Annotated in this window: 15 protein-coding genes; 8 read left to right on the top strand and 7 right to left on the bottom strand. The window is 58.5% G+C overall.

Features of this window, described 5'->3' with window-relative positions:
- The first annotated feature begins 117 nt into the window (after positions 1–117).
- The 6 genes from PSH79_RS08660 (at position 118) to PSH79_RS08635 (ending at position 5475) form a co-directional block, all read left to right on the top strand.
- The gene (locus tag PSH79_RS08660) at positions 118–1185 is read left to right on the top strand and encodes an ABC transporter substrate-binding protein (protein ID WP_305442178.1); all 1068 of its coding nucleotides are present in this window, start codon (positions 118–120) and stop codon (positions 1183–1185) included.
- A 180-nt stretch (positions 1186–1365) separates the two neighbouring features.
- Positions 1366–2172: an alkaline phosphatase family protein gene (locus PSH79_RS08655; protein WP_305442176.1), complete on the top strand. Its 807-nt coding sequence runs from the start codon at positions 1366–1368 to the stop codon at positions 2170–2172.
- Between the two features lie 5 nt (positions 2173–2177).
- Positions 2178–3014 (top strand): ABC transporter permease subunit, encoded by an 837-nt coding sequence (locus PSH79_RS08650; protein ID WP_305443896.1) that lies wholly within the window; start codon positions 2178–2180, stop codon positions 3012–3014.
- A complete protein-coding gene (locus tag PSH79_RS08645) occupies positions 3001–3801 on the top strand; it encodes an ABC transporter permease (RefSeq protein ID WP_305442174.1) in 801 nt (266 codons plus the stop codon). Before PSH79_RS08650 ends, PSH79_RS08645 begins: the two co-directional genes overlap by 14 nt.
- Positions 3798–4787, top strand: coding sequence for an ABC transporter ATP-binding protein (locus tag PSH79_RS08640; protein ID WP_305442173.1), 990 nt, complete (start codon positions 3798–3800; stop codon positions 4785–4787). The genes PSH79_RS08645 and PSH79_RS08640 overlap by 4 nt, the downstream gene beginning before the upstream one ends.
- Positions 4788–4821: 34 nt before the next feature.
- Positions 4822–5475 carry an HAD family phosphatase gene (locus PSH79_RS08635; RefSeq protein ID WP_305442172.1) on the top strand — a complete coding sequence of 218 codons (654 nt, stop codon included), beginning with the start codon at positions 4822–4824 and terminating at the stop codon, positions 5473–5475.
- Positions 5476–5571: 96 nt separating this feature from the next.
- Here the strand turns inward: PSH79_RS08635 and PSH79_RS08630 are convergent, their stop codons facing one another.
- Positions 5572–6534: a zinc-binding dehydrogenase gene (locus tag PSH79_RS08630; protein ID WP_305442171.1), complete on the bottom strand. Its 963-nt coding sequence runs from the start codon at positions 6532–6534 to the stop codon at positions 5572–5574.
- A gap of 138 nt (positions 6535–6672) precedes the next feature.
- On the opposite strand from PSH79_RS08630, the gene PSH79_RS08625 reads away from it, so the two are divergent.
- Both PSH79_RS08625 and PSH79_RS08620 read left to right on the top strand, forming a co-directional pair.
- Positions 6673–8757 carry a carboxy terminal-processing peptidase gene (locus PSH79_RS08625; protein WP_305442170.1) on the top strand — a complete coding sequence of 695 codons (2085 nt, stop codon included), beginning with the start codon at positions 6673–6675 and terminating at the stop codon, positions 8755–8757.
- Positions 8758–8891: 134 nt separating this feature from the next.
- On the top strand, positions 8892–10682 hold the full coding sequence (locus PSH79_RS08620; RefSeq protein WP_305442169.1) for a bifunctional diguanylate cyclase/phosphodiesterase: 1791 nt from the start codon (positions 8892–8894) through the stop codon (positions 10680–10682).
- 13 nt (positions 10683–10695) lie between these two features.
- On the opposite strand, the gene PSH79_RS08615 is transcribed toward PSH79_RS08620, so the two are convergent.
- The 6 genes from PSH79_RS08615 to PSH79_RS08590 form a co-directional block, all read right to left on the bottom strand.
- The gene (locus PSH79_RS08615; RefSeq protein ID WP_052032707.1) at positions 10696–11115 is read right to left on the bottom strand and encodes a hypothetical protein; all 420 of its coding nucleotides are present in this window, start codon (positions 11113–11115) and stop codon (positions 10696–10698) included.
- A complete protein-coding gene (locus tag PSH79_RS08610) occupies positions 11112–15896 on the bottom strand; it encodes an RHS repeat-associated core domain-containing protein (RefSeq protein WP_305442168.1) in 4785 nt (1594 codons plus the stop codon). The genes PSH79_RS08615 and PSH79_RS08610 overlap by 4 nt, the downstream gene beginning before the upstream one ends.
- A 237-nt stretch (positions 15897–16133) precedes the next feature.
- Positions 16134–16541, bottom strand: coding sequence for a tetratricopeptide repeat protein (locus tag PSH79_RS08605; RefSeq protein WP_305442167.1), 408 nt, complete (start codon positions 16539–16541; stop codon positions 16134–16136).
- Positions 16542–16913: a hypothetical protein gene (locus PSH79_RS08600; RefSeq protein WP_003223109.1), complete on the bottom strand. Its 372-nt coding sequence runs from the start codon at positions 16911–16913 to the stop codon at positions 16542–16544.
- Entirely contained in the window at positions 16910–17251 is a 342-nt protein-coding gene (locus tag PSH79_RS08595) for a helix-turn-helix transcriptional regulator (protein ID WP_305442166.1), read from the bottom strand. Before PSH79_RS08595 ends, PSH79_RS08600 begins: the two co-directional genes overlap by 4 nt.
- A 112-nt stretch (positions 17252–17363) precedes the next feature.
- A complete protein-coding gene (locus PSH79_RS08590) occupies positions 17364–17819 on the bottom strand; it encodes a YkvA family protein (protein ID WP_305442165.1) in 456 nt (151 codons plus the stop codon).
- Positions 17820–17866: the final 47 nt, after the last annotated feature.

The following is a 17866-nucleotide window of genomic DNA, read 5'->3' as shown; positions in this document are numbered from 1 at the left end:
AAGCAAGGCTACCGACATGAAAGTGTCATCCCGCCCCCTTAAATTGGCTCAGGTATTGCTGACCTAGACCAACACAAACCGCAATCGCAGCGTTGAACACGACCAAGGAGCTTCGGAATGAAACAGCTTTTCCTGGCAACACTGTTAGGCTCGACCATTGCAATGTGTACCGCCGCCATGGCGGCCGACACCGATCTGAAAACCCTCGAAGCCGCTGCGAAAGCGGAAGGCGCCGTCAACAGCGTCGGCATGCCCGATGACTGGGCCAACTGGAAAGGCACCTGGGAAGACCTGGCAAAAAAATACGGTCTGAAACACATCGACACCGACATGAGCTCGGCCCAGGAAATCGCCAAGTTCGCTGCGGAAAAAGATAATGCCAGCGCCGACATCGGCGACGTCGGTGCTGCCTTCGGCCCGATCGCGGTCAAGCAAGGCGTGGTGCAACCGTACAAACCAAGTACCTGGGATCAAGTACCGGACTGGGCCAAGGACAAGGATGGCAACTGGGCACTTGCCTATACCGGCACCATCGCTTTCATCGTCAACAAGAAGCTGCTGCACGGCTCCGAAGTCCCGACCAAATGGGCTGACCTCAAGAGCGGCAAATACAAGGTTTCCATCGGTGACGTGAGCACCGCTGCGCAAGCCGCCAACGGTGTCCTCGCCGCTGCGCTGGCAAACGGTGGCGACGAGAAAAACATCCAGCCAGCCCTGCTGATGTTCGCAGACATCGCCAAGCAAGGTCGTCTGTCGATGGCCAACCCGACCATCGCCACCATGGAAAAAGGCGAGATCGAAGTCGGCGTGGTCTGGGACTTCAACGGCCTGAGCTACAAGGCCAAGATGGCCAACCCGGATGACTACGTGGTGCTGATCCCGTCTGACGGTTCGGTGATTTCCGGCTACACCACCATCATCAACAAATACGCGAAGAACCCGAACGCCGCCAAGCTGACCCGCGAATACATCTTCAGCGACGCCGGCCAGACCAACCTCGCTCGCGGCAACGCCCGCCCGATCCGTGCTGAGCACCTGCAACTGCCGGAAGACGTGAAAGCCAAACTGCTGCCGAACGAGCAGTACAAAAAGGTCACGCCGATCAAGGACGCCGATGCGTGGGAGAAAACCTCCAAAGGCCTGCCGCAGAAGTGGAACGAAGAAGTCATTGTCGAGATGAAATAAAGCGGCTGATCCCTACTGCGTAATCTGTTGAGATCCAAATGTGGGAGCGAGCCTGCTCGCGAAGGCGTTGTGTCAGTCGACATCAATGTTGAATGATCTGGCGCATTCGCGAGCAGGCTCGCTCCCACAGGGGATCCGGGTTGAAATTGAAATTTCCTGTTTCGCGGAGTTTTTGCCCCTATGAAGCACAACGTCATCCTTGTCGTGCTCGACGGCCTCAATTACGAAGTCGCGCGTCACGCCATGGGGCATCTGCAGGCTTACGTTGGCGCAGGACGCGCCGCACTCTATAAGCTGGAGTGCGAGTTGCCCGCCCTGTCCCGACCGCTTTACGAATGCATCCTCACCGGCGTGCCGCCGATCGACAGCGGCATCGTCCACAACGACGTCTCGCGCCTCTCCAATCAGCGCAGCATCTATCACTACGCCCGCGATGCAGGCCTGAAAACCGCCGCTGCCGCCTATCACTGGGTCAGCGAGTTGTATAACCGCTCGCCGTTCGTGGCCGCCCGCGACCGTCACACTGACGATCCGACACTGCCAATCCAGTACGGCCATTTCTACTGGCAAGATCACTACCCGGATTCACACCTGTTCGCCGACGCGGAAAACCTGCGCCTGCGCCACGCGCCGAACTTCCTGTTGATCCACCCGATGAACATCGACGACGCCGGCCACAAGCACGGCCTCGATACTGCGCAATACCGCAACAGCGCACGGTTCGCCGACATCATCCTCGCCGACTATTTGCAAGGCTGGCTCGACGCTGGCTATCAAGTCCTGGTAACTGCTGACCACGGCATGAACAACGACCGCTCGCACAACGGCCTGCTGCCGGAAGAACGCCAGGTGCCGCTGTTCGTCCTCGGCGACACCTTCAGCCTCAACGCAGACGCTGCACCGAAGCAGACGGAAATCTGCGGCACGGTCTGCGAACTGCTCGGCGTGCCTCACGACAAACCTGTGTGCCGGGAGCTACTCAAGTGAATGCCATGACTCGCGGCAAATGGCTGGCGGCACTGTGCCTGGTGCCCTTCGCCCTGTTCTTTATCGTGTTTGAAATCGCGCCGCTGATCTGGGTGATGATCAACAGCCTGCAATCGGAAGAGTCTGGTTGGGGCCTGGAAAACTTCAGCAAGATCTTCAGTTCGAAGTTCTATCGACAGGCGATCCAGTACAGCCTGGAAATCAGTTTCTGGTCGAGTGTGTTCGGCATCATCATCGCCGTGCTCGGTGCGTATTCCCTGCGCCGGGTCGACTCGAAACTGCGCAACTTCGTGAATGCCTTCGCCAACATGACCAGCAACTTTGCCGGCGTGCCTCTGGCCTTCGCGTTCATCATCCTGCTCGGCTTCAACGGCAGCATCACCATCATGTTGAAGCAGGCCGGGATCATCGAGGACTTCAACCTGTACTCGAAAACCGGGTTGATCATCCTTTACACCTTTTTCCAGATTCCCCTCGGCGTGCTGCTGCTCTACCCGGCCTTCGATGCCTTGCGCGAAGACTGGCGCGAGTCCGCCGAATTGCTCGGCGCCAACGGCTGGCAGTTCTGGCGGCACATCGGTCTGCCGGTCTTGACCCCTGCCCTGCTCGGCACGTTCGTGATCCTGCTGGCCAACGCCCTCGGCGCCTACGCTACGGTGTACGCACTGACCACCGGCAACTTCAACGTGCTGCCGATCCGCATCGCGGCGATGGTCTCCGGCGATATCTCCCTCGATCCGAATCTGGCCAGTGCGCTGGCCGTGGTGCTGGTGGCGCTGATGACCATCGTGACCGTCGTGCATCAACTGCTGTTGAAGAGGAGCTACCATGTCTCGCGCTGAATCCGGCCCGGCCGGCCTCTACCACCGCGTCGTGGTCTACCTGCTGTTCGCCATCCTCTTGGCACCGCTTGTGGGCACACTGATTTACTCAATCGCCAGCAGTTGGTCGGCGACCATCCTGCCCAGCGGCTTTACCTTTAAGTGGTACATCCAGTTGTGGAGCGATCCACGCTTCCTCCACGCCTTCGGCCAGTCATTGCTGGTGTGCGTCGGCGCGTTGGTGCTGTCGGTGGTGCTGATCCTGCCGCTGTTATTTGTGGTGCATTACCACTTCCCAAAACTCGATGCGCTGATGAACATCCTGATTCTGCTGCCCTTCGCGGTGCCGCCAGTGGTGTCGTCGGTTGGCCTGCTGCAGCTCTACGGTTCCGGGCCGATGGCGATGGTTGGTACGCCGTGGATTCTGATCGGTTGCTACTTCACCGTGGCGCTGCCGTTCATGTACCGGGCGATCACCAACAACCTCCAAGCGATCAATCTGCGCGACCTGATGGACGCGGCCCAACTGCTCGGCGCGAGCACCTTTCAGGCAGCCATTCTGGTGGTGCTGCCGAACCTGCGCAAAGGCCTGATGGTGGCGCTGCTGCTGTCGTTCTCGTTCCTGTTCGGTGAGTTCGTCTTCGCCAACATCCTCGTCGGCACCCGCTACGAAACCCTGCAGGTTTATCTGAACAACATGCGCAACAGCAGCGGCCACTTCACTAGTGCGCTGGTCATCTCCTACTTCCTATTCGTGCTGGTCCTGACCTGGATCGCCAACATTCTGAACAAGGACAAAAGCGAATGAGCTATGTCAGCGTCCAACATCTCCAAAAAAACTACGCTGGCACCACGGTGTTCAGCGACATCGACTGCGAAATCAACAAGGGCGAATTCGTCACCCTGCTCGGCCCGTCCGGTTGCGGCAAATCCACCCTGCTGCGTTGCATCGCCGGGCTGACGCCGGTCGATGGTGGCAAGATCCTGCTCGATGGCGTCGACATCGTGCCGCTGAGCCCGCAGAAACGTGGCATCGGCATGGTGTTCCAAAGCTACGCGCTGTTTCCCAACATGACCGTGGAACAGAACGTCGCCTTCGGTTTGCGCATGCAAAAAGTCAATGCCGACGACAGCCATAAACGCGTTGCCGAAGTGTTGAAACTGGTTGAACTGAACGACTTCGCCAGTCGCTATCCGCATCAGCTTTCCGGTGGCCAATGTCAGCGCGTTGCCCTCGCCCGTTCGCTGGTCACTCGTCCGCGCCTGTTGCTGCTGGATGAGCCGCTGTCGGCCCTCGACGCACGGATTCGCAAGCACCTGCGCGAACAGATCCGTCAGATCCAGCGTGAACTCGGCCTGACCACGATTTTCGTCACCCACGATCAGGAAGAAGCACTGACCATGTCTGACCGGATTTTTCTGATGAATCAGGGAAAAATCGTACAGAGCGGCGACGCCGAAACCCTGTACACCGCGCCTGTCGATGTGTTCGCCGCCGGTTTCATCGGCAATTACAACCTGCTCGATGCCGACGACGCGTCGAAGCTGTTGCAGCGCCCGATCAACCACCGCATCGCCATTCGCCCGGAAGCCATCGAACTGAGCCTGATTGGCGAACTCGACGCACAGATCCGCAGCCACAGCCTGCTCGGCAACGTCATCCGCTATCGCGTCGAAGCGCGCGGCGTAGAGTTGGTGGTGGATGTGCTTAACCGTTCGGCCGCCGATCTGCACCCCGACGGCCAGCGTCTGGCACTTTCCATCGATCCGACGGCCCTGTGTGAGGTAGCCTGATGACTTTGCTGACGTTGAAGAGAGAACTGCACTGATGGCCCTGGCAATTTTTGATCTGGACGAAACCCTCATCCATGGCGACTGCGCCACCCTCTGGAGCGAGCAGATGGGCCGTTTGGGCTGGGTCGATCCCGAATCGTACATGCGCAAAAACAACGAGCTGATGGATGCCTACAGCCATGGCAAATTGCGCATGGAAGACTACATGGACTTCAGCCTCGAACCACTGATCGGCCGTACCCCGGAAGAAGTCGAGCACTTGGTCGGCCCGTGGGTTGAAGACTTCATCGAACCGATCATCTTCAGCGACGCGACCAAAGCCATCGCCGCACACCGCAAGGCCGGCGACCGGATTCTGGTGATCTCGGCATCGGGCACCCACCTGGTCAAACCGATTGCTGATCGGTTGGGCATCGACGAGGTTCTGGGCATTGAACTGGAAGTCGCCCATGGCGTTTACAGCGGCCACACCGTTGGCACCCTGACCTACCGCGAAGGCAAGATCACCCGGCTGCTGGAATGGCTGGATGCTGAAGAAGAGAATCTGGAGGGCGCGAGTTTCTATTCCGACTCACGCAACGATTTGCCGTTGCTGCTGAAGGTGGATTTCCCGCACGTGGTTAATCCGGATCCGGTATTGCTTGAGCACGCTGAAAAGGCTGGCTGGCCGATCCATCTCTGGAAATAAAAGCAAAAGATCGCAGCCTTCGGCAGCTCCTACAGGGTGTACACATTCCACTGTAGGAGCTGCCGAAGGCTGCGATCTTTTGATCTGGCCTTTCTTTCAGCTCAAACTTTCGTCAATCACCAACACCAGTTTCCCGGCAACGGTATTGCTCGCCAGCTCGGCAAACGCCGCCTCGGCGTCTTTCACCGGGAAAGCCTTGGCCAACTGCGGACTCAACCGCCCTTCGGCAAACAGCGGCCAGACATGCTGGCTCAAGTCGCTGAACAAATCCGTCTTGAACTGATCGTCACGGCTGCGCAACGTCGAGCCCAGCAGTTGCACACGCTTGGCCAACACCTGTGCCAGATCCAGTTTCGCCTCACGGCCGCCCATCAAACCGATCAACACCCAGCGCCCATCCAGCGCCATGAGCTTGAGATTGAGCGCCGAGTAGTTACCGCCGACCGGATCGAGAATCACATCGAACGGGCCGAAGTCGCGCAGGCTTTCCAGATCATCCGTACGCACTACGCCGCCCTGAGCGCCCAATGCTTCACAGTAAGCCAAACGCTCGGTCGAGCCGACGCTGACCCAACATGGATTGCCGAACGCCTTGCACAGCTGAATAGCGGCTGAACCGATTCCACTTGCCCCCGCATGCAAGAGAACTTTCTCACCCGGTTTGAGCGCCGCAAGCTGAAACACATTCAGCCAGACCGTTGCATAAACCTCGGGTAATGCCGCCGCCTCGATCAACGACACGCCTTCGGGAACCGGCAGCACGTGCCGCCCGTCGACGACCACCTCTTCAGCCATGCCACCCCCGGCCAGCAGGGCGCAGACCCGGTCGCCGGCTTGCCACGAACTGCCCGCACCGACCTCGCTGATCACCCCGGAGCACTCAAGACCGAGCACTTGGCTGGCTCCTGGGGGCGGCGGATAAAGCCCTGCTTTCTGTAATAAATCGGCGCGATTGAGGCCGGCTGCCGCCACTCGAATGCGGACTTGTCCTACATCACACGTAGGACTCGGCTCTTCAACCCATGCCACTTGACCTTCCACGCCTTGCAATGCCTTCACAGTGCCTCCATAGTGAGTCTGGACTGAGCCCGAAGCTGTAGCGCCGGGCTTTTTGCATTATGCGACCGGCTCTCGTAGAACCGGCGACTTCAAAGACGGCCTAATATGCGTTATCAATTGTCCCCGCGTCGAATCAGCATGAAGCATTTGCTCCCCAGCACCGCCCTCGCTCTTTTCATCGGCATCGGCCTGTTGCCGGTGTCGGGCAATACATTCGCAGCCAACAGCTGGGACAAATTGCAGCCTGATCGCGATGAAGTCATCGCCAGCCTGAACGTCGTCGAGTTGCTCAAGCGTCACCACTACAGCAAGCCGCCGCTCGACGATGCGCGCTCGGTGATCATCTACGACAGCTATCTCAAGCTGCTGGATCCGTCGCGCAGCTATTTCATGGCCAGCGACATCGCCGAATTCGACAAGTGGAAGACCCAGTTCGACGACTTCCTCAAAAGCGGCGACCTCAACGCCGGGTTCACCATCTACAAGCGCTATCTGGATCGCGTCAAGGCGCGTCTGGACTTCGCCCTTGCCGAGCTGAACAAAGGCGTCGACAAGATGGACTTCACCACCAAGGAAACCTTGCTGATCGATCGCAAGGACGCCCCTTGGCTCAAATCCACCGCCGATCTTGACGACCTGTGGCGCAAACGCGTCAAGGACGAAGTGCTGCGGATGAAGATCGCCGGCAAAGAGCCGAAGCAGATCCAGGAAACCCTGACCAAGCGCTACAAGAACCAATTGTCTCGCCTGGATCAGACCCGTCCGGAAGATATCTTCCAGGCGTACATCAACACCTTCGCCATGTCCTACGATCCGCACACCAACTATCTGTCGCCGGATAATGCGGAAAACTTCGACATCAACATGAGCCTGTCCCTCGAGGGCATCGGCGCCGTGTTGCAGAGCGACAACGATCAGGTGAAAGTCGTGCGTCTGGTGCCTGCCGGTCCTGCCGACAAGACCAAACAGGTCGCCCCTGCCGACAAGATCATCGGTGTTGCCCAAGGCAACAAAGAGATGGTCGATGTGGTCGGCTGGCGTCTGGACGAAGTGGTCAAGCTGATCCGTGGCCCGAAAGGCACCGTGGTGCGCCTGGAAGTGATTCCGGCCAGCAATGCACCAAACGACCAGACCACCAAGATCGTGCCGATTACCCGTGAAGCGGTGAAGCTTGAAGACCAGGCCGTGAAAAAATCCGTGCTGAACCTGAAACAGGACGGCAAGGACTACAAACTGGGCGTCATCGAGATCCCGGCTTTCTACCTCGACTTCAAGGCTTTCCGTGCCGGAGATCCGGACTACAAGAGCACCACTCGCGACGTCAAGAAACTGCTGACCGAGTTGCAGAAAGACAAAGTCGACGGCGTGGTCATCGACCTGCGCAACAACGGCGGCGGTTCCCTGCAGGAAGCCACCGAACTGACCAGCCTGTTCATCGACAAAGGCCCGACCGTACTTGTGCGTAACGCCGATGGCCGCGTCGACGTGCTGGAAGATGAAAACCCGGGTGCGTTCTACAAAGGCCCGATGGCGCTGCTGGTCAACCGCCTGTCCGCCTCGGCTTCGGAGATCTTCGCCGGCGCCATGCAGGACTATCACCGCGCGCTGATCATCGGTGGCCAGACGTTCGGCAAAGGCACCGTGCAGACCATTCAGCCGCTGAACCATGGCGAACTGAAACTGACCCTGGCCAAGTTCTACCGGGTTTCCGGTCAGAGCACCCAGCATCAGGGCGTGTTGCCCGACATCGACTATCCGTCACTGATCGACACCAAGGAAATCGGCGAGAGTGCCCTGCCGGAAGCCATGCCGTGGGACACCATCAAGGCCGCGATCAAACCGGCAGCCGATCCGTTCAAGCCGTTCCTGGCTCAGCTCAAGTCCGAGCATGACACTCGCACTGCCAAGGATGCCGAGTTCGTGTTCATTCGTGACAAGCTGGCGCTGGCGCAGAAGCTGATGGAAGAAAAAACCGTCAGCCTCAATGAAGCGGATCGTCGTGCCCAGCACACCAGCATCGACGCCAAGCAACTGGTGATGGAGAACCTCCGTCGCAAGGCCAAGGGCGAAGAACCGCTCAAAGAGCTGAAGAAAGAAGACGAAGACGCCCTCGCGGCAGCCGAGCAGGACAAGGTCAAACCGGAAGACGATGCCTACCTGAGCGAAACCGGGCGCGTTCTGCTGGATTACCTGAAACTGAGCAATCAGGTGGCCAAGAAGTAAGGTGATGGCAATTTAATGCTGACGATCCCCGGATCGTCATCAAACAGTCATCATTCTGTCGTGCAATAAAGGACTGGGAGCCACTCTCTTCATCGAGAGCGCTCCCAGTCCTTTTTTTATCGCCAGAGATTGCCATGACCACAACCGAACAGCTGAGTGCCTTGAGCTCGATCCTGACTCAAAGCGGTTTACACAGCCTGTTCCAGCCGATCATTTGCCTCTCCGAGCGACGTATCCTCGGTTACGAAGCGCTGACTCGCGGCCCATCCAATAGCCCTCTGCACTCGCCCATCGCGCTGTTCGCGGTGGCGCGTCAGGCCGGACGCTTGAGCGAACTGGAAATCGCCTGCCGGCAAAGCGCTTGCCGCCGTTTCAACGAACAGCAACTGCCGGGCAAACTGTTTCTCAACGTCTCGCCGGAGTCGTTGCTCGAAGCCGCGCATCAGCCAGGGCGGACACTGCAATTGCTGCAAGACTTCGGCATCCCGCCGAGCCAAGTGGTGATCGAACTCACTGAACAGACGCCAATCGACGACTTTCAGTTGCTGCAAACGGCTCTACATCACTATCGGGCGATGGGTTTTTCGATTGCACTGGATGACCTCGGCGCCGGGTATTCGAGCCTGCGCCTGTGGTCAGAGCTGCGTCCGGACTACGTGAAGATCGACCGGCATTTCATTGATGGCATTCATCAGGATGCATTGAAGCGAGAATTCGTCGGCTCGATCCTGCAGATAGCCAAAGCCTCCCGGGCGCAAGTCATTGCCGAAGGCATCGAACTCCCAGAAGAGTTGGCTGTGCTGACCGAGATGGGCGTGGATTTGGTGCAGGGTTACTTGCTGAGTCGACCGCAAGAACATCCGCCTCGCGATGCCCGCGCCTTGATGCCCAAACACGACAGCGCCAGCGTGGCATTAAACGACGAAGGCAGCGACCTCAGCGCCCTGCTCAACGACCAACCGGCCGTGCATCGCGATACGCCGACCGCCACCGTGCTGGAAGCCTTCCGCCGCCAGGCCAATCTCAACTCACTGGCAGTGCTCGACGAACAGGGCCAACCCTGCGGCATCGTCCATCGCCACTCGCTGTCGGATGCCCTGCTCAAGCCATTCGCCACCGACCTTTTCGCCCGCAAGCCGATCAGCCGTCTTATGAACGACGACTTCCTCGCCGTGGAAATGAGCCAGTCGCTGCAACAGGTCAGTCGCCTGATCACCAGCCGCGCCCGTCAGCGGATCGAAGAAGACTTCATCATTACCCTCAACGGCAGCTATCTCGGCCTCGGTCGGGTGATCGACGTGCTTAAACTGATCACCGAACTGAAAATCCAGCAGGCCCGTTACGCCAACCCGCTGACCCTGCTACCCGGCAACGTACCGATCCAGCAATGCCTGACCCGCCTGCTGCAACAAGGTCGCGAATCGGTCATCTGCTACGTCGACATCGACAGCTTCAAACCCTTCAATGACATCTACGGATACGGCCGCGGCGATGAAGTCCTGCTGTGCCTGGCGCAGTGCCTCAACGAACGCGTCGATCCTACCCGCGACTTCGTCGGCCACATCGGCGGCGACGACTTCCTCCTCGTCCTCGGCCCCGAAGACTGGCGCAAACGCCTCAACCAGTTACTCGACGACTTCCAAAGCCAATGCCGCCGCTTCTACCGCCCCGAACACCTCGAAGCCGGCTGCTTCATCGCGCCGAATCGACAGGGTGTACGTCAGGAATTTCCGTTGTTGTCGCTATCCATTGGCGTGGTGCATTTGCATCCCGAAGCGTGCGCACAACTCGATGCTAGTCAGCTTGCGGAGATGGCTTCGCAGGCTAAGCATCATGCGAAGAATATTCCGGGGTATAGCGTGCATGTGATTGATAGTCTCGCCTCTGCCGAGCTACATCGATTGCAACTTAGCGTACAACGTTGACTTGATTTTTAGTTTACCAAGCCGACTTATCTTCACTAGCAGCCATCAACAGATCCTCTTTCCAGATTTCTGTCGCTAGTTGATAGACATCTTGAAAAAACCTACGTGGACTTTCTAATGAATACCATTCCTCACGCGGCCAACTGTTTGTTTCGCATTCATCTATTTCAAATATAGCTTGAAAATCGAAGTTTGGATCCTTAAGCACCGCCTCTAGATTTTCAATGAGAGCCAATTTATGCCTATGTGAGAGATAAGGCTGATTCAAGCAATACTTCTTTATTAGCATACTTCTATCAGCTTGATCATTCGGATCATAAGCCTCGAGCTCTACACCCTTGGTCTCCTCTCTATCATAAACATCAAATATCCCAACGAACCACATTAAGTCAGGTTCGAAGCGTTCATTTAAAAATGGGTCTTTCAGCATCATTTTCCCTCCGCGGGGAAGCCCGTAAAAGGCTCCTGTGTATTCACTTTGTCGAATTTAACCTCAAACCAATCCATATCCTCATTAAGCCCCGGATTTTGTGAATCTTTTTTATTGGGTCTGTAACCGCGCCCAGCTCCAGGCAGTTCCAACCTAACTATTGGATTTTTCTTCTGATCCTTTCCTGTATGCCTAATCAAACCGTTTTTATCCTTCGTCATCGCTTTATTCAAGGCACCCAAATGCATGCGCCAGCTATGAAACTGAGAGCTTGGATTACCTTTGGCACCTTTCGGGACCTCACCGGTATGAGGATCCGCTCCATTGATCGCTCGCTGTTTGAGAGCTGGATCAGAAATTTCCGAACTATGTTTTTTCACAGTGTGCATGTCATAAATTTTTTCATACTCACTAACACGCCGCTTTGCATTTTCCTCGGCTAGTTCATCAATCCTCGCCCTCCGCTCCTGCGCTGTCATCTTCGGCAGCGCTGGCTCACCTTCATTGACCTTAGCTCCACTTACATCACCCGGCACCGCACAACCCGGCTTCTTCGGCGGCGGACAGTTCGAACTCAACCCCAACGGATCCACCCACCCCGTCGGATTCGGCACGTACTGGTACTGATTCAACCCACCCGCCAACTTGATCGGGTCCGGCGTCAGATACCGGCCCAGCCGTGGGTCGTAGTACCTATGCCGGTTGTAATGCAGTCCACTCTCAGCGTCGAAATACTGCCCCTGAAAGCGCAGTGGCTGGTCCAGGTATTCCTCGGCGGCGAGGGTCAGCGCGGCGACTTTGCCGTAGGCGTCGTATTGCGCCGACCAGACGATTTCGCCGCTGTAGTCGGTGAGTTCCTGCGGGGTGCCGAGGTGGTCGAGTTGGTAATAGAACGGGCAGGCCTTTTTCGGGCCTTTGCCGTCGAGCAGCGCCAGCGGGCGGAAGGTGCCGGGTTCGTAGACGTAGCTGCGGTGGTGGGTTTGGCTGCTTTCGGCGACGAGGTGGTCGCCTTGCCAAAAGAACTCGGTGATGGCGCCGTCGACGGTTTTGCTGATGCGCCGGTTGAAGGCGTCGTAGCGGTAACTGGCGGTCTTGCCGTCGGGGCGGGTCAGGCCGATGAGGCGGTGTTGGCAGTCGTAGCGGTATTCGGTGACGAGTTTCTGCGCGGTGCCGCGGCGTTCGCGGATCAGGTTGCCGAAGGCGTCGTAGTCGTAGTGGCGGTCACCCTGCATCAGCAGGCGGTTGCCTTTGATCTGCGTCGGCCCGGAGCGGTCCTGCATGAGCAGGTTGCCGGCCGGGTCGTGGGCGAAGGATTCCGGCAGTTCGTCGCGCGAGTGGCGCACACGGATCAAACGGTCGAGGGCGTCATAGCCGTAGGTGCGCTGGCCGTGGCGGGTGTCGGCGATGTGCTCGAGGTTGCCGTTGGCGCTGTAGGCATAGTCGCGGCGGTACAGCGAATCGTGTTGATGGCCTACGGCATGGGCGAGCAAGCGGCCCTGATCGTCGTAGGTATATTCGCTGAGCAGCAGGCCTTGCTGGCGTTGTTGTTCACGACCGGACTGGTAAACGTGGCGGGTCAGTGACGCGCCGTTGAGGTCGATGGCTCTGAGCGCGCCGCCCTTGGCATGGTGATAATCGAGTTTGCTGTTGTCCGGCAGGCGCATGCGTTTGAGCTGGCCGCAGATGTCGTAGGCGTAACGCAGGGTGCCCCAGCCCTGATGCTCGGTGATCAGCCGGTCCTGCAGGTCGTATTCGAAAGCCAGCGGATGTTTCTGGCCATCGTCGACGCCGGTTAAACGGCCGAGGCGGTCGTAGCGGTATTCGACCTTGATCCCGTCGGGCAGGGTTTTGACCAGCAGGCGGCCGGCGGTATCGCGTTCGTATCCGGTGACCAACGTCGAGCCGTCATCGCCGAATTCGGTCTTTTCCAGCAGATGACCGTTGAGGTCATAGGCGTAGGCCGTGCGCCGCCCATCGAAACCGGTTTCCTGTCGGATCAGTCCGGTGGGCGTGTAGTCCAGAAGGTACTTTTCGCCGGACTCGTTTTCGATTTCCGTCAGCAGCAGTCGCGCATGGTCGTAGCGGTATTGCACCCGCGTGCCGTCAGGATTGATCCGTCGGGAGACCAGATGCAGGTCGTCGTCATATTCGTAGCGAGTGATGCGGCCGAGTTCGTCGCGTTCGGCGGTGACCTGGTTGTAAGCGCCGTAGCTGTAGGTGCGGGTGGCCCCCGTAGGAGAAGTCGTCTGGATCAGTCGGCCAACGGCGTCCCAGTGCTGACGCGTGATCGCGCCGTGTTCGTCCTGCGTTGTGCTCCGCCGCCCCAGCGCATCGTAGGAAAAGCGCCGCACACCGCCATCGGGCAGGGTTTCTTCAACCAACTGGCCGAGCGTGTTCCAGACCAGCACATGCCGACTGGTGTCCGGATAGCGGATCGACAGCAACTGCCCACGCGCATCGTAGTGGTAATGCGTAACCTGCCCGTCAGGATCAACCGCTTCGGTAACATCACCCTGGGCATTGCGCCGGTATGTCCACACCGCCTCGCCGCGAGAGCGGCTGTGCAGGAAACCATTGCGGTATTCGTAGGATGTCGGCTCGTCGTCCGGCGGAAGCAGCGCGATCAGCCGTCCGACTTCGTCGTAACGGTATTCGGTAATGGCGCCAAGCGGATCCTGCTCGGCGACCAAGCGACCCTGATCGTCGTAGGCCTTGAGGTGTTCGCCGCCGTCAGCCTCGACCTTGCGCACCAGCCGCGCACGGTCGTCGTGCACGTAAGTTTCTTCGGTGCCATCGACGTAATGCACCGCGACACTGCCGTCGTCGGACCAGACGTAACGCGTGTTCATCTGCGAGAACGACGCCCAGTGGCGCACGCAGCGGGCAGCCTTGCCTGAGCGCTCCCATTTCCAGAAGAAACTCGCGCCACCGGTCAGCTGACGCTGAAGAATGACGTGCAGATCGTCGTAGTCGTAACGCTCGCTGTCGCCAACGGCGTTAGAGGCTTCGATCAGGTGCTGATAGGCGTCGTAGCGGTAACTGGCAAGGGTTTGTTCGGTGTGCCAGCCACCCTCACAAAACGTTTGGTAATCAACGCCGACCAGATGAGCCCGCTCATAACGCAACAGCAGCGCCCGACCCGCCCCGTTATCCAGTCGCTGAACCCTGTCGGATCGATCCCGCTGCACGGTCAGACGATTGCCATACCCATCACTGACCGCCGTCAGCCGCCCGGCCCGAAAGTGATAAAACCGCGCCGTGTCCCCCGCCAGCGCGAGAATCAGTTCCTGCGGCTCATCCCCTAGAAAAATCGCCGCCCGCGACAAACTGTTGTGAATCGCCGGCCGTTCAGCACTCGGCACTGGAAACCGCGTGCGCCGATTTTCGTGATCGACCCAAACAACAAAATCGCCATCGAACTCCAGCCGATGCGCCAGAGAATGACTCCAGCCAAACCCCAGCCCGACATCGATTTCAGCGGCACTGGTGCGATACAAGCGGGTGAACTCGAACGGCAGCAGTCCATCGAGCGTGCCATCCGTCAGGGTCAGCAGTTCCTCGCCAGTGACCATCGACACCGGGCAGCCGTTGGTGCAGGTCGAGGGCACGCAGTCGGCGCTGTCGCCGTTGGGGTTTTTAGCCTGATCGGGCTTATCGTCGTGAGGTTCGTCTTTCTTCAGCGAGGCGTTGCGCTTGGCATTCCAGCGCAGTTGCATCCGGCCTTTTTTCACGCCGGCCGCTATGCCGCGCGCGGCAACGGTTTTGTATTGATCAACGTACTTGATGAAGCCGTTGACGATGGCAAACAACGCCTTCACCAGCCGCGTCACCGCTGACAGCAATTGAACCGCGCGATCTGCCAGACGCAGCGTCAGATAAGCGATCCCAGCGCCACCACTGGCGAACGTCAACACAACGCTGATCAGCACATCGAGCAGCAATTGCACGATCATCATCGACGCCGCTTGAGCGGTTTTGCCGGCGATCTCACTGGGCGGCAACATCTCCAGCCAGAGACTCGCCGTGCGTAGCAGCAAACACAGGGTCGCCTCGTCACTGACCAGCAGTTGAAGCTGCTCCATCACCTCAGGCGCGGTAGCTGCCAGATTGATCAGATCAGTTGCACCACTGCCCAATTGCTCGGCAAACGCCCCAGGATCTTTGAGAATGTCCGACAGCATCCCGATGCTGCCCCACACCCCCTCAATCGCCGCCCAACTCCCGGCAAGCAAGCCGTTGCTCGCCGCAGTCGCCACCGACTGCGACCACTGTGGCTTGAACCCCTGCCATTCGCTACGCAGCCAATCATCCAGCTCAAGGGTCAGGCCATCGTAGGACTCAAAAAGAACTTCAACCTGTTCCGGGCTGACAGCACCGTGTACTTGCACCCGGTAGAACTTGCCCTCTGCGCCCTTGAACTCCCCTTTGCCCTGGGCATCAAGGGTCACCGGTGTTTTTTCACCGCCATCCACCGCCACCACATCGACCTTGATGTTGCCCAGCGGGATGTCATACACCGATTCGAACTTGCTCTCGATCAACATCAGCCCGCCCTTCGGGCACTGGACGACGCTGGAGAAAAACTGGTCGTCGCTACTGCTGACGGCGGTATTGCTCTCACCAAAGCGGATGATCCGCTCCATGCCCATCAACGACGGCAGATCGGTAGCATGGCTGACTGTGTCGGAGGCACGGCTGGCCCAGTGTTTGAGCTGCTCGCGGTAGAGACTGAGGGTGTCAGGGAAGCTGTCGAGTGCTTGCTCGATACGGGTGATGGCTTCCATCAACGCACGCTTGGGTGCGGGGTGGACTGAATAACCGGGTCGAGCATGAACGTTCCCTCGCGCAAAAATTAGGCGCGGGAACTGTGCGGGGGATCAATCAGGAAAGAAGTCAGGCAAGTAGGCAATAGATGTAGGACTAATCCTCAAACTATCCAAAAAAACAAACAGGCAGGCGAAAACGCAAACGTGGTGTGAAGTTTCCCTCACGCCACGTTTATTGAGCAGACACAGATAGACTTACTGCGTTGAATCCCGGGCACTCAGCTCTTTCAACTTATGCTCGGCCAACGGATGCCCGGCCTTGGCGGCCATGCTCCACCAGCGTGCGGCCTCAACAGGGTCCGACGCTTTGCTCGGTGTACCTGTCAGGCAGATCACCCCGACCTGATAAGCCGCTTTGCCATCGCCGGCCAGTGCCGCCAGCCGCAACAAGCGCACGCCTTCTTCACGTGCACCCAGGCCTACACCGCGAAAGGCCAGGATGTGGCCGTAGAAGCTTTGCGCGCTGACGTTACCGAGGGCTGCCATGCGTGCGAACTGCCCCTCGAGCCAGCGCCAGCCTCGGGGCTGGCGAACAAACCACGACCAATGAAAAAGTCGGCGAGCCAGCCAGTAACCAGCTCGCGCCTTGAGTCGTAAAAACACTCAAGCCTCCGCCGATTCCGGGTACTCGTATTCGAAGACTCTGACGACTTCCGAAGCATGCCATGACGCTGCGGCAACGCCATCGGACGGCCCGGAAAAACGCCCCAGGCGCTCGACGCATTCAAAAAAACCGGTACGCGGCAAGCGACTGGCGCCCTGACTTATCACCAGCGAACTGCGCAATGGTTGTTCGGCCTTGGCATCCAGCGCGGCCAGATGCTCCAACGCGGCCGTCAAGGTTTGCATCGCCGGTGTCGGCAATTGCAAACGTTCGAGCAAGGCCCGATAGGTCAACAGATGGCGCTGCCTGCGCGCCTGATCCAGCTCCCCCAGCAATCCGTCCCAATGTTGACGACTGATGCGTACGCTCACGATTCATCCCTCCACCCTGGCACCGTCAGCTCCCAGGCCAGGCTGCGGCGAATCGCGGCGTCGGGCAGACGCTCGCCACTTTCGATCATGGCCAGATAAGACGGGCTGATGCCTACCGTGCGGGCCAGCGCCTCGATGGCGATGCCCTTCCCTTCGCGCAAACTGCGTAGTTGATCCAGACCTGGAAGAATCAGGTCTGGTGTTGCCGCGAGCGGCGCTGGCGCCTGTCGCGACGGTGTTTCGTTGATGCCTGCTGCTTTCAGTAGAGACTGATACTGAGCCCATGGCAAAACCGCATATTCGGGTTCGCCATCGCGTGCAATTATCTGAATATCCATGACTACCCCGTAGGACAACAACACTTAGCGAGTCAGCACTTTTCCCTAGAAGTGTAATCCTAACAGCGGCCAAGGTCGCGGGGGGTATCTATCTGCAGGCGGGATGGGGGAATCAGGGCTTTTTCGGGCCCTGAATCTGCAATTGCTCAGGGGTATCGGGCAGGCGTTCGACGACCGCGAGTTTTTCCGGACGCTGGCGATTGCGCCAAAGTCGGAAGGCGTTGAGTTCATCGTCGAGGGTTTTCATCAGCCAGGCGAGGACGGCGATGTCATCAAGCATGCCGAATACCGGGATAAAATCCGGGATAGCATCCACCGGGCTGAGGAAATACATCAACCCCGCCACCACCGAAATCAAGGCTTTCGGGCTGATCGCCCGGTACTCACCGCGCCAGTAGGCCAGGCACAAGGCCTGAAGCAAACGAAGATCATCCTTGAGCTTGCCGAGTCTATTGCCTTGCGCGGCGCCCTTGCTGGCCACGGCAAACAGCAGCGTCGGCAGGCGACCGCGAGCCAGCAGACGGCCGGCCAGAGGCAGGAATCGAGCGAAATTCCACGGAGCTTTCATCTATTCCTCCCGTTGAAATGTTATCCACACAAATTGTGGATAACCTT

This window comes from Pseudomonas sp. FP2196 (genome assembly GCF_030687715.1).
Taxonomy (GTDB): Bacteria; Pseudomonadota; Gammaproteobacteria; order Pseudomonadales; family Pseudomonadaceae; genus Aquipseudomonas.
Note: the sequence above shows the minus strand (reverse complement) of the source record. Positions and strands in the feature narration are given on the sequence as shown.